Here is a 12,207-nt window from a genome sequence, read left to right as displayed (position 1 = left end):
ATCGGCTCAAACATGAAGAAATGAAATGACTGAGTCAGCCGAGAAGAATTTCCCCGCTTATTCGCACCTTCCCTAGTCCTTCATGGCGGATGTTGGTTTTGCACGTGAATAGTGCTTTAGTATCAATATTCCGATGTATGGTAAATAACGGAAGCATTTGAATGGATAATATACAGTATACATTCTGTTAATATTTATGATATAATTATTTTTTTATATTAATGGTCTTATTAGTAATGAAATCATCCACCACAATTATCACTGCATATTTTGACATTGGTAGAGGGGATTGGACTGCTAATAAAGGGTTCCGTGAAAAACTAGCTCGTTCAGTTGATGTTTATTTTAGTTACTTTGAGCGTCTGGCCGTACTTGAAAATGAGATGATTATTTTCACTTCTCCCGATTTGAAACCAAGGGTTGAAGCGATTCGCAACGGAAAACCAACAACGGTTATCGCTATCGATATAAAAAAGAAATTTAGATATATCAGAAGTCGTATCGAAAAAATTCAAAAAGATGAGTCGTTTACAAATAGACTTGAGCCTCGACAATTAAAAAACCCAGAGTACTGGTCACCAGAGTATGTTTTGGTATGTAACCTTAAGGCCTATTTTGTAAATAAAGCTATCAACATGGGCTTAGTGAAAACGCCTCTTGTTGCGTGGATAGATTTTGGCTATTGCCGTAAGCCAAATGTGACTCGAGGATTGAAAATTTGGGATTTCCCATTTGATGAAAATAAGATGCATCTTTTCACTATAAAAAAGGGGCTTACTGTTACATCTCAACAACAGGCTTTTGATTTCATGATTGGCAATCATGTATATATTATTGGGGGCGCAATTGTTGGTTCACAGCATAAATGGAAAGAATTCTATAAATTAGTTCTGGAAAGTCAAAAAATAACACTAAACAATAACATTGTGGACGATGACCAGGGCATTTTTGTCATGTGCTATTACAAACGTTCCGATCTCTTCAACCTAAACTATCTGGGAAGAGGAAAATGGTTCGATTTGTTTCGCTGCTTCAGGAGTAACACTTTAGGGGCAAAAATGCAGGCGCTGAGAATTTTCCTTTCAAGAAAATAGGTTTCCCGCCATTAGTGGGTAGCGTTTTGATGCCAACTGAGATAGGAAAAATGATGTTTTGGCATCATTTTTTCTTTTTATATCAATGCAGTAAAATCACTCATCATTATGCTCAGCCAAAACTGTACAGTTTTTCTACTATCTGTAGGTGTTGAGAGACATCAAGATACACGTTATTTATCCTGAATTTTGCAGAAGTGTTAACGCGTCATCTCGTCGCGACCTATAAGTTTGGGTAATATGTGCTGGAATTTGCCCTGTCTGGAGAATCGCAATGCGTGGAGAATTTTATCAGCAGTTAACCAACGATCTGGAAACCGCACGGGCGGAAGGGTTGTTTAAAGAAGAGCGCATTATTACGTCTGCGCAGCAAGCAGATATCACTGTGGCTGATGGAAGCCACGTCATTAACTTTTGTGCCAATAACTATCTCGGGCTGGCGAATCATCCGGATCTGATTGCGGCGGCAAAGGCGGGAATGGATTCTCACGGTTTCGGCATGGCTTCGGTGCGTTTTATTTGCGGCACTCAGGACAGCCATAAAGAGCTTGAACAAAAACTGGCGGCATTCCTGGGGATGGAAGATGCGATTCTCTACTCTTCCTGCTTTGATGCTAACGGTGGCCTGTTTGAAACGCTGCTGGGCGCGGAAGACGCCATTATCTCCGACGCACTGAACCACGCGTCTATTATTGATGGTGTGCGTCTGTGTAAAGCTAAACGCTATCGCTATGCCAACAACGATATGCAGGAGCTGGAAGCACGTCTGAAAGAAGCGCGTGAAGCCGGTGCGCGTCATGTGCTGATTGCCACCGATGGTGTGTTCTCGATGGACGGCGTGATTGCCAACCTGAAAGGCGTTTGCGATCTGGCAGATAAATACGATGCCCTGGTGATGGTAGACGACTCCCACGCGGTCGGTTTTGTCGGTGAAAATGGTCGTGGTTCCCATGAATACTGCGATGTGATGGGCCGGGTCGATATTATCACCGGTACGCTTGGTAAAGCGCTGGGCGGGGCTTCTGGTGGTTATACCGCGGCGCGCAAAGAAGTGGTTGAGTGGCTGCGCCAGCGTTCTCGTCCGTATCTGTTCTCCAACTCGCTGGCTCCAGCCATTGTTGCCGCATCCATCAAAGTACTGGAGATGGTCGAAGCGGGTAGCGAGCTGCGTGACCGTCTGTGGGCGAACGCGCGTCAGTTCCGTGAGCAAATGTCGGCGGCGGGCTTTACCCTGGCGGGAGCCGATCACGCCATTATTCCGGTCATGCTTGGTGATGCGGTAGTGGCGCAGAAATTTGCCCGTGAGCTGCAAAAAGAGGGCATTTACGTCACCGGTTTCTTCTATCCGGTCGTTCCGAAAGGTCAGGCGCGTATTCGTACCCAGATGTCTGCGGCGCATACCCCTGAGCAAATTACGCGTGCAGTAGAAGCATTCACGCGTATTGGTAAACAACTGGGCGTTATTGCCTGAGGATGTGAGATGAAAGCGTTATCCAAACTGAAAGCGGAAGAGGGCATCTGGATGACCGACGTTCCTGTACCGGAACTCGGGCATAACGATCTGCTGATTAAAATCCGTAAAACAGCCATCTGCGGGACTGACGTTCACATCTATAACTGGGATGAGTGGTCGCAAAAAACCATCCCGGTGCCGATGGTCGTGGGCCATGAATATGTCGGTGAAGTGGTAGGTATTGGTCAGGAAGTGAAAGGCTTCAAGATTGGCGATCGCGTTTCTGGCGAAGGCCATATCACTTGCGGTCACTGTCGCAACTGTCGTGGCGGTCGTACCCATCTGTGCCGCAACACGATCGGCGTCGGCGTTAACCGTCCGGGCTGCTTCGCCGAATATCTGGTGATCCCGGCGTTCAACGCCTTCAAAATCCCAGACAATATCTCCGACGACCTGGCTTCCATTTTTGATCCCTTCGGTAACGCCGTGCATACCGCGCTGTCGTTCGATCTGGTTGGCGAGGATGTGCTGGTCTCTGGTGCAGGGCCGATAGGTATCATGGCTGCGGCGGTGGCGAAACACGTTGGTGCACGCAACGTGGTGATCACGGATGTTAATGAATACCGCCTTGAGCTGGCGCGTAAAATGGGTATCACCCGTGCGGTTAACGTCGCCAAAGAAAATCTCAATGACGTGATGGCGGAGTTAGGCATGACCGAAGGCTTTGATGTCGGTCTGGAAATGTCTGGTGCGCCGCCAGCGTTTCGTACCATGCTCGACACCATGAACCACGGCGGTCGCATTGCGATGCTGGGTATTCCACCTTCTGACATGTCGATAGACTGGACAAAAGTGATCTTTAAGGGCTTGTTCATTAAAGGCATTTACGGTCGTGAGATGTTTGAAACCTGGTACAAGATGGCGGCGCTGATTCAGTCTGGCCTCGATCTCTCGCCGATCATTACCCATCGTTTCTCTATCGATGATTTCCAGAAGGGCTTTGACGCTATGCGTTCGGGCCAGTCCGGGAAAGTTATTCTGAGCTGGGATTAACACGAACAAGGGCTGGTATTCCAGCCCTTTTATCTGAGGATAATCTGTTAAATATGTAAAATCCTGTCAGTGTAATAAAGAGTTCGTAATTGTGCTGATCTCTTATATAGCTGCTCTCATTATCTCTCTACCCTGAAGTGACTCTCTCACCTGTAAAAAGAATATCTCACAGGCTTAATAGTTTCTTAATACAAAGCCTGTAAAACGTCAGGATAACTTCAGAGGTTGTCGGTAATTTATGATGAACAGCACCAATAAACTTAGTGTTATTATTCCGTTATATAATGCGGGCGATGATTTCCGCACTTGTATGGAATCTTTAATTACGCAAACCTGGACTGCTCTGGAAATCATTATTATTAACGATGGTTCAACGGATAATTCTGTTGAAATAGCAAAGCATTACGCAGAAAACTATCCGCACGTTCGTTTGTTGCATCAGGCGAATGCTGGCGCATCGGTGGCGCGTAATCGTGGGATTGAAGTGGCAACGGGCAAATATGTCGCTTTTGTCGATGCTGACGATGAAGTCTATCCCACCATGTACGAAACGCTGATGACCATGGCGTTAGAGGACGACCTCGACGTGGCGCAGTGCAACGCTGACTGGTGTTTTCGTGAAACGGGAGAAACCTGGCAATCCATCCCCAGCGATCGCCTTCGCTCAACCGGTGTCTTAACCGGCCCGGACTGGCTGCGGATGGGGCTTTCTTCGCGCCGTTGGACTCACGTTGTCTGGATGGGGGTTTATCGCCGCGATGTTATTGTTAAAAATAACATTAAATTTATTGCCGGATTACATCATCAGGATATTGTCTGGACAACAGAATTCATGTTTAATGCGCTGCGTGCGCGATATACCGAGCAATCATTATATAAATATTATCTGCATAATACGTCAGTGAGTCGGTTGCATAGACAAGGGAATAAAAACCTTAATTATCAACGTCACTATATTAAGATTACCCGCCTGCTGGAGAAATTAAATCGAAATTATGCCGACAAAATTACGATTTATCCGGAATTTCATCAGCAAATAACTTACGAAGCATTGCGTGTTTGCCATGCGGTGCGCAAAGAGCCGGATATTCTTACCCGCCAACGGATGATTGCCGAGATATTTACTTCCGGTATGTATAAGCGCCTGATTACCAATGTGCGCAGCGTGAAGGTGGGTTACCAGGCGTTACTGTGGTCTTTCCGCTTATGGCAATGGCGCGACAAAACGCGGTCGCACCATCGCATTACGCGTAGCGCCTTTAATTTGCGCTAGCGTTAAGTTTCGCCGCTTCGGGCTGTTTGCCCCAGCCTTGCCACTGATGCTGGAAGTAAACGATCAGCGTGCTCTGGCTGATGCTTTCGCTTAATACTTCAAAGAAGCGATTAGCATAAACAGGTTCTATCGGTTTCTTCGGTTTGCACAGCTTCACGCCACGGAACGGATTACGCGGTGTGTCGGGCACAGTGTTTTTCGGCGGTGTAGACGTATCAACCTGCGGTTCATTCAGCAAGCTGCTGGCTTTTACCAGCGTAATGTCTGGCGGCAGGTTATAAACCATCTGTTGTAGCACGCGTACCGTTGAAGGGTGAGGATGCCCAATGGCAATGGTTGAACCGTTGCGACGCGCCAGATCAATTGCGCGATTGAACTGCACACGGATGTCCGCTTCGTTCTGTGAATCGTCGAGGAACACCTTCCGTTTAATAACCTTCACGCCAGTGCCTTGCGCGGCGCGCATCGCCTGGGTATTACCAATGGTTACGCTGTCGAGGAAGTAAAGATTGTAACGCTCCAGCGCCTGCATCACTTTCTGCATACCAAACAGGTTAGAGGTCATCTTGCTGCCCATGTGGTTGTTGATCCCCACGGCATAGGGCACGTTATTGACCGCACTACGAATAATGCGCTCAATTTCGTCGCTGCTCATCTCCGGGCGTAGCGTATTTTTCTCCAGCGGCTGTTTACTCAACGGTGCCATCGGGAGATGAATCAACACTTCGTGACCGCTGTTATGCGCTTTGGTCGCCATCTCTCTGGCGTGCGGTGAATCGGGTAATACAGCGACGGAGATAGCGGAAGGCATCGCCAGCACCTGGTTTTCGTTGTGCGGGCGATACCCAAAATCATCAATGACGATGGCAAGTTTGCCAGCAATTACGGGGGAGGAGAGCGCCAACAGAGCGGCAAATGCAAGAACGTTACGACGAAATGGAAACAAAACTTATCTTCCCAACCACGGCTGTGGATTGACCGCCTGACCCTGGCGGCGAATTTCGAAATAGAGTGAAGGCCGACCCTGACCGCCACTGCTGCCCACCAGTGCAATTGGCTGGCCCGCGCGAACCTGCGAACCAACGCTCACCAGTGCGCTCTGATTATAGCCGTAAAGACTCATGTCGCCTTTACCATGCTCAACCACCACCACCAGACCGTAGCCTTGCAGCCAGTCAGCCAGAATCACCCGACCGTCGGCAATCGCTTTAACTTCAGTACCTTCAGAGGCACCAATCACCATCCCTTTCCAGCGTAATTCACCCTGTAGCTGTTCGCCATAGCGATGCAGCGTCGGCCCGCGAACCGGCCAGAATGCCTGACCACGCGGCGCGCCCAGACCACCGGTACGGGACATCAGCGATTTTTCGCTTTCAGTCGGTTTGTAGGTGGTGCCTTTACGCGTCGCTTCTTTCTGGCGGTCGCGAACCGCCTGGGCCTCACGTGCTTCTCGTTCTGCACGCGCTTTCGCCGCGGCTTCCGCACGGGCAATGCTGTTACGCAGACGGGATTCGTTGGCGCGCAGCTCGCTCAACTGTTGCTGACCTTGCTGGATGGAAGACTCCAGCCCTGCCAGCGTCTTTTTACGCTCGTTCAGCGCCTGAGTCAGTTTCGCCTGTTGGGCGCGCTGCTCATATAACAGCGTTTGTTGCTCGCTCTGTTTCTCTTCCAGTTCAGCACGCTGCATGGCGACTTCTTCACGCGTTTGCTTCAACTGGGCAATGGTTTCTTGTCGCGCCTGGTTGAGATAGCCGAAATAAGCCTGTAAACGCTGTCCACGCTGGCTTTCTTCACCGCTGAGAATCAGCTGAATACCGGTATGCTCGCCCTGACGGAATGCGGCATCCAGTTGTGCGGCGAGGCTGCGCTCCTGGGCGGCTTTTTGCTGCTCCAGTTTGGCAATCGACACGTTCATCTCATCAATCTGTTTATTGAGTTGATTGAGCGTGTTTTGCGTTTCGCGCAGCTTACGGGTGGATTCAGAGATCGCTTCTTCCTGCTTTTTCAATTGTGCGAGCAGGCTTGCGCGTTGTTGTTGCTTTTGGCGTACCGCGCGCTCTTTCGCGGCGATATCGGCCTGAATAGATTTGAGTTGGTCACGCTCATCCGCGTGGGCGGAAAAGGCGCACAACAATACGCCAGCGCTAAGAACGCTGGCGTAGATGATGGGCCTGATTGCAAACCTGCGCGGTTTCACGGCCCGTGTCATGGTATTAATCGCCTTTCCCCTCATGGGGAGGGATTATTCCACGATGAACAGCGGCTTACCAGTCATCTCTTGCGGGATTTCCATACCCATCAGCGACAACATGGTCGGCGCGATGTCAGAAAGTTTGCCGCCTTCAACCGCTTTCACGTTCTTATCGCCAACGTAAATCAGCGGAACTGGCAGGTTGGTGTGTGCCGTATGTGCCTGACCCGTTGCCGGATCGCGCATCTGCTCAGCGTTACCGTGGTCAGCGGTGATCAGCAGTTGTCCACCCACGGACTCAACCGCTTTCGCGACTTCTTCCACGCAGTGATCCAGTGCTTCAACCGCTTTAACCGCCGCTTCCATCACCCCGGTGTGACCTACCATGTCGCCGTTCGGATAGTTACAGATGATGGTGTCGTATTTGCCGCTCTTGATGGCCGCAACCAGTTTTTCGGTCAGCTCTGCGGAGCTCATTTCCGGTTGCAGATCGTAGGTAGCCACTTTCGGTGAGTTGATCAGAATGCGATCTTCGCCTTTGAACGACTCTTCTACGCCACCGTTGAAGAAGAAAGTAACGTGGGCATATTTTTCGGTTTCGGAAATACGCAACTGAGTTTTGTCGTTTTTCGCCATCCACTCGCCGAAGGTGTTAACCAGGGAAGCGGGTGGGTAAGCAACCGCAGTTTTGATGTCAGCGGCGTATTCGGTCAGCATCACGAAATCGACGTTAACCACTTTCTTACGCGCGAAGCCATCGAAATCAGCGTTCACGAAAGCACGAGTGATTTCACGCGCACGGTCAGCACGGAAGTTCATGAAAATCAGCGCATCGCCGTCTTCCATTGCCGCATCTGGCTGACCTTCTGCACGAATAACGGTCGCTTTCACGAACTCGTCGTTTTCGTCGCGAGCATAAGCAGCCTGCAAACCAGCAACGGCGGTATCGGCCTGGAACTCACCCTGCGCCAGAGTCAGCAGGTCATAAGCTTTTTCAACGCGATCCCAACGGTTATCGCGGTCCATCGCGTAGTAACGACCAATGATGGACGCTACGCGGCCTTTACCCAGCGCGGCAAATTTCTCTTCGAATTTTTTCAGCGAGGATTCAGCACTGCGCGGCGGAGTGTCGCGACCGTCAAGGAATGCGTGCAGGTAGATTTTTTCTGCGCCGCGTTCAGCTGCCAGTTCTACCATCGCCATGATGTGATCTTCGTGGCTGTGTACGCCGCCTGCGGAGAGCAGACCCATAATGTGTACCGCTTTGCCTGCGTTTTTCGCTTTATCTACCGCGCCAGTCAGCACTGGATTAGCAAAGAAAGCGCGATTTTTGATTTCAACGTCCAGACGAGTCAGGTCCTGATACACGATGCGGCCGGCACCCAGGTTAACGTGGCCTACTTCGGAGTTACCCATCTGACGGTCAGGCAGACCGACTTCCAGACCGGAAGCGTCGATCAGGGTATGCGGACGATTGGCCCACAGTGCATCCATTACCGGGGTTTTAGCACTAAAAATGGCGTTATCCTGCTGTTCTTCGCGATAGCCATAGCCATCCAGAATCACCAGTACCATAGGTTTTTTAGAAACCGACATTGCGACAACCTCATACTCAAGAGTCAAAATTTGCGTAATTTTACTACAGCTGAATCGATAAAATAGCCTCTGAAGATCAAAATATACGACCGCTCGCGGCAAGCCGATGCCAGATTTACGCTTTTTTTTCGTCGCGCCCCGCAAAATTGCATTCCAGTTAACGCGCTGGCTGTATTTGCCGCACCGCGCAGGTATACTCCTTTCCTGGTTTTTTTAATCACTACGTCGGGAGTTGTTACCCCCCATGCAAGAAATTATGCAATTTGTTGGCCGTCATCCCATACTGAGTATCGCCTGGATCGCGTTACTGGTGGCGGTTCTTGTGACTACGTTTAAGAGCCTGACCTCGAAAGTGAAGGTGATTAGTCGTGGTGAAGCTACGCGTCTGATCAACAAAGAAGACGCTGTGGTTGTGGATTTACGTCAGCGTGATGACTTCCGTAAAGGCCATATCGCAGGTTCTATTAATCTGTTGCCGAGCGAAATCAAAGCCAACAATGTTGGTGAGCTTGAGAAGCACAAAGACAAACCGGTTATCGTGGTAGACGGTTCTGGCATGCAGTGCCAGGAGCCTGCAAACGCACTGACGAAAGCTGGTTTTGCGCAAGTATTCGTGCTGAAAGAAGGCGTCGCTGGCTGGGCTGGCGAAAACTTGCCTTTGGTGCGCGGCAAATAATTTACCTGTCGTCTTTCATGATGCAGGCCGTTAGCTGCAATTAGGCCCCCAGCGACTTATTGTTATAAGCTTCTGGGGACACTCCATTTTGCTGCCGCCCTGCAACATGAAATTTCAGGGTAAAAAAACAGGAGCTAATTTATGGCCAATGTTGAAATCTATACCAAAGAAACCTGCCCGTATTGCCATCGTGCAAAAGCACTGCTGAGCAGCAAAGGCGTGAGTTTCCAGGAGCTGCCGATCGATGGCAACGCCGCCAAGCGTGAAGAGATGATCAAACGCAGCGGTCGCACCACGGTTCCCCAGATTTTTATTGACGCACAGCACATTGGCGGCTGTGATGACTTGTATGCATTGGATGCACGTGGTGGACTGGATCCCCTGCTGAAATAACGTGTGAACGTTGGCATTACATTGCGCAGTATTTAAGGACAACACTTAAGGGTTTTCTACACATGTCAGAACAAAACAACACCGAAATGACTTTCCAGATCCAACGTATTTATACCAAGGATATTTCTTTCGAAGCGCCGAACGCGCCGCACGTTTTCCAGAAAGATTGGCAGCCAGAAGTTAAACTTGATCTGGATACGGCATCTACTCAACTGGCAGATGACGTTTACGAAGTGGTACTGCGTGTTACCGTAACGGCCTCCCTGGGCGAAGAAACCGCGTTCCTGTGTGAAGTTCAGCAGGGCGGTATTTTCTCCATCGCGGGTATCGAAGGCACCCAGATGGCACATTGCCTGGGCGCATACTGCCCGAACATTCTGTTCCCGTATGCTCGTGAGTGCATCACCAGCATGGTATCCCGCGGTACATTCCCGCAACTGAACCTTGCGCCGGTTAACTTCGATGCGCTGTTCATGAACTATTTGCAGCAGCAGGCTGGCGAAGGTACTGAAGAACATCAGGATGCCTGATGAACCAACGTAATGCTTCAATGACTGTGATCGGTGCCGGCTCGTACGGCACCGCTCTTGCCATCACCCTGGCAAGAAATGGCCACGAGGTTGTCCTCTGGGGCCATGACCCTGAACATATCGCAACGCTTGAACGCGACCGCTGTAACGCCGCGTTTCTCCCCGATGTGCCTTTTCCCGATACGCTCCATCTTGAAAGCGATCTCGCCACTGCGCTGGCAGCCAGCCGTAATATTCTCGTCGTCGTACCCAGCCATGTCTTTGGTGAAGTGCTGCGCCAGATTAAACCGCTGATGCGTCCTGATGCGCGTCTGGTGTGGGCGACCAAAGGGCTGGAAGCGGAAACCGGGCGTCTGTTACAGGACGTGGCCCGCGAGGCGTTAGGCGATCAAATTCCGCTGGCGGTTATCTCTGGCCCAACGTTTGCGAAAGAACTGGCGGCAGGTTTACCGACAGCTATTTCGCTGGCCTCGACCGATCAGACCTTTGCTGATGATCTTCAGCAGCTGCTGCACTGCGGCAAAAGTTTCCGCGTTTACAGTAACCCGGATTTCATTGGCGTGCAGCTTGGCGGCGCGGTGAAAAACGTCATTGCCATTGGTGCGGGGATGTCCGACGGTATCGGTTTTGGTGCGAATGCGCGTACGGCGCTGATCACCCGTGGGCTGGCTGAAATGTCGCGTCTTGGCGCGGCGCTGGGTGCCGATCCTGCCACCTTTATGGGCATGGCGGGGCTGGGGGATCTGGTGCTTACCTGTACCGACAACCAGTCGCGTAACCGCCGTTTTGGCATGATGCTCGGTCAGGGCATGGATGTACAAAGCGCGCAGGAGAAGATTGGTCAGGTGGTGGAAGGCTACCGCAATACGAAAGAAGTCCGCGAACTGGCGCATCGCTTCGGCGTTGAAATGCCAATAACCGAGGAAATTTATCAAGTATTATATTGCGGAAAAAACGCGCGCGAGGCAGCATTGACGTTATTAGGTCGTGCACGCAAGGACGAGCGCAGCAGCCACTAACCCCAGGGAACCTTTGTTACCGCTATGACCCGGCCCGCGCAGAACGGGCCGGTCATTATCTCATCGTGTGGAGTAAGCAATGTCGTGTGAAGAACTGGAAATTGTCTGGAACAATATTAAAGCCGAAGCCAGAACGCTGGCGGACTGTGAGCCAATGCTGGCCAGTTTTTACCACGCGACGCTACTCAAGCACGAAAACCTTGGCAGTGCACTGAGCTACATGCTGGCGAACAAGCTGTCATCGCCAATTATGCCTGCTATTGCTATCCGTGAAGTGGTGGAAGAAGCCTACGCCGCTGACCCGGAAATGATCGCCTCTGCGGCCTGTGATATTCAGGCGGTGCGTACCCGCGACCCGGCAGTCGATAAATACTCAACCCCGTTGTTATACCTGAAGGGTTTTCATGCCTTGCAGGCCTATCGCATCGGTCACTGGTTGTGGAATCAGGGGCGTCGCGCACTGGCAATCTTTCTGCAAAACCAGGTTTCTGTGATGTTCCAGGTTGATATTCACCCGGCAGCAAAAATTGGTCGCGGTATCATGCTTGACCACGCGACAGGCATCGTCGTTGGTGAAACGGCGGTGATTGAAAACGACGTATCGATTCTGCAATCTGTGACGCTTGGCGGTACGGGTAAATCTGGTGGTGACCGTCACCCGAAAATTCGTGAAGGTGTGATGATTGGCGCGGGCGCGAAAATTCTCGGCAATATTGAAGTTGGGCGCGGCGCGAAGATTGGTGCAGGTTCTGTAGTGCTGCAACCGGTGCCGCCGCATACCACCGCCGCTGGCGTTCCGGCACGCATTGTCGGTAAACCAGACAGCGATAAGCCATCAATGGATATGGACCAGCATTTCAACGGTATTAACCATACATTTGAGTATGGGGATGGGATCTGACGCCTTGTGATCGTGCCGGATGCGATGC

General features: G+C 50.8%; 12 protein-coding genes. 9 read left to right on the top strand and 3 right to left on the bottom strand.

Features of this window, described 5'->3' with window-relative positions:
* Positions 1-236 precede the first annotated feature (236 nt).
* The 4 genes from yibB to waaH all read left to right on the top strand — a co-directional run bounded on the left by yibB (position 237) and on the right by waaH (position 4,873).
* A complete protein-coding gene (gene yibB, locus OQV04_RS12240) occupies positions 237-1,094 on the top strand; it encodes a protein YibB (protein ID WP_000842831.1) in 858 nt (285 codons plus the stop codon).
* A 274-nt stretch (positions 1,095-1,368) separates the two neighbouring features.
* Positions 1,369-2,565 (top strand): glycine C-acetyltransferase, encoded by a 1,197-nt coding sequence (gene kbl / locus OQV04_RS12235; RefSeq protein ID WP_001213834.1) that lies wholly within the window; start codon positions 1,369-1,371, stop codon positions 2,563-2,565.
* 9 nt (positions 2,566-2,574) lie between these two features.
* Complete coding sequence (tdh, locus tag OQV04_RS12230; RefSeq protein ID WP_000646014.1) at positions 2,575-3,600, top strand: L-threonine 3-dehydrogenase; 1,026 nt, start codon at positions 2,575-2,577, stop codon at positions 3,598-3,600.
* A gap of 238 nt (positions 3,601-3,838) precedes the next feature.
* Positions 3,839-4,873, top strand: a complete 1,035-nt coding sequence (gene waaH, locus OQV04_RS12225; protein WP_000982091.1) for a UDP-glucuronate:LPS(HepIII) glycosyltransferase — start codon at positions 3,839-3,841, stop codon at positions 4,871-4,873.
* On the opposite strand, the gene OQV04_RS12220 is transcribed toward waaH, so the two are convergent.
* From OQV04_RS12220 to gpmM, 3 genes are read right to left on the bottom strand one after another with little or no spacing between them, the layout of a single operon-like run.
* The gene (locus tag OQV04_RS12220; protein ID WP_032281840.1) at positions 4,860-5,819 is read right to left on the bottom strand and encodes a divergent polysaccharide deacetylase family protein; all 960 of its coding nucleotides are present in this window, start codon (positions 5,817-5,819) and stop codon (positions 4,860-4,862) included. The two genes, waaH and OQV04_RS12220, sit on opposite strands and share 14 nt — an antisense overlap.
* A 3-nt stretch (positions 5,820-5,822) precedes the next feature.
* Complete coding sequence (gene envC, locus OQV04_RS12215; RefSeq protein WP_274446631.1) at positions 5,823-7,082, bottom strand: murein hydrolase activator EnvC; 1,260 nt, start codon at positions 7,080-7,082, stop codon at positions 5,823-5,825.
* 33 nt (positions 7,083-7,115) lie between these two features.
* Positions 7,116-8,660 (bottom strand): 2,3-bisphosphoglycerate-independent phosphoglycerate mutase, encoded by a 1,545-nt coding sequence (gene gpmM, locus OQV04_RS12210; RefSeq protein WP_032281838.1) that lies wholly within the window; start codon positions 8,658-8,660, stop codon positions 7,116-7,118.
* Between the two features lie 244 nt (positions 8,661-8,904).
* Here gpmM and OQV04_RS12205 point away from each other — a divergent pair, with 244 nt between their 5' ends.
* From OQV04_RS12205 to cysE, 5 genes are all read left to right on the top strand, one after another.
* Positions 8,905-9,336: a rhodanese-like domain-containing protein gene (locus tag OQV04_RS12205; RefSeq protein ID WP_001368341.1), complete on the top strand. Its 432-nt coding sequence runs from the start codon at positions 8,905-8,907 to the stop codon at positions 9,334-9,336.
* Positions 9,337-9,477: 141 nt separating this feature from the next.
* Complete coding sequence (gene grxC, locus OQV04_RS12200; protein WP_000024392.1) at positions 9,478-9,729, top strand: glutaredoxin 3; 252 nt, start codon at positions 9,478-9,480, stop codon at positions 9,727-9,729.
* A 62-nt stretch (positions 9,730-9,791) separates the two neighbouring features.
* Positions 9,792-10,259, top strand: a complete 468-nt coding sequence (gene secB / locus OQV04_RS12195; protein WP_000003382.1) for a protein-export chaperone SecB — start codon at positions 9,792-9,794, stop codon at positions 10,257-10,259.
* The gene (gene gpsA, locus OQV04_RS12190; protein WP_001076194.1) at positions 10,259-11,278 is read left to right on the top strand and encodes an NAD(P)H-dependent glycerol-3-phosphate dehydrogenase; all 1,020 of its coding nucleotides are present in this window, start codon (positions 10,259-10,261) and stop codon (positions 11,276-11,278) included. The genes secB and gpsA overlap by 1 nt, the downstream gene beginning before the upstream one ends.
* 79 nt (positions 11,279-11,357) lie before the next feature.
* On the top strand, positions 11,358-12,179 hold the full coding sequence (cysE, locus tag OQV04_RS12185) for a serine O-acetyltransferase (RefSeq protein ID WP_032281836.1): 822 nt from the start codon (positions 11,358-11,360) through the stop codon (positions 12,177-12,179).
* Positions 12,180-12,207 lie beyond the last annotated feature (28 nt).

Origin of the sequence: Escherichia sp. Lx600-2, assembly GCF_036662595.1 — a bacterium.
Taxonomy (GTDB): Bacteria; Pseudomonadota; Gammaproteobacteria; order Enterobacterales; family Enterobacteriaceae; genus Escherichia; species Escherichia coli.
This window is presented reverse-complemented; position numbering and strand designations above follow the sequence as displayed.

What these genes read in the sequence shown, in the direction of transcription:
- yibB (WP_000842831.1), top strand. Translation starts at nt 237, where the DNA reads ATGAAATCATCCACCACAATTATCACTGCATATTTTGACATTGGTAGA.
- kbl (WP_001213834.1), top strand. Translation starts at nt 1,369, where the DNA reads ATGCGTGGAGAATTTTATCAGCAGTTAACCAACGATCTGGAAACCGCA.
- tdh (WP_000646014.1), top strand. Translation starts at nt 2,575, where the DNA reads ATGAAAGCGTTATCCAAACTGAAAGCGGAAGAGGGCATCTGGATGACC.
- waaH (WP_000982091.1), top strand. Translation starts at nt 3,839, where the DNA reads ATGATGAACAGCACCAATAAACTTAGTGTTATTATTCCGTTATATAAT.
- envC (WP_274446631.1), bottom strand. Translation starts at nt 7,082, where the DNA reads ATGACACGGGCCGTGAAACCGCGCAGGTTTGCAATCAGGCCCATCATC.
- gpmM (WP_032281838.1), bottom strand. Translation starts at nt 8,660, where the DNA reads ATGTCGGTTTCTAAAAAACCTATGGTACTGGTGATTCTGGATGGCTAT.
- OQV04_RS12205 (WP_001368341.1), top strand. Translation starts at nt 8,905, where the DNA reads ATGCAAGAAATTATGCAATTTGTTGGCCGTCATCCCATACTGAGTATC.
- grxC (WP_000024392.1), top strand. Translation starts at nt 9,478, where the DNA reads ATGGCCAATGTTGAAATCTATACCAAAGAAACCTGCCCGTATTGCCAT.
- secB (WP_000003382.1), top strand. Translation starts at nt 9,792, where the DNA reads ATGTCAGAACAAAACAACACCGAAATGACTTTCCAGATCCAACGTATT.
- gpsA (WP_001076194.1), top strand. Translation starts at nt 10,259, where the DNA reads ATGAACCAACGTAATGCTTCAATGACTGTGATCGGTGCCGGCTCGTAC.
- cysE (WP_032281836.1), top strand. Translation starts at nt 11,358, where the DNA reads ATGTCGTGTGAAGAACTGGAAATTGTCTGGAACAATATTAAAGCCGAA.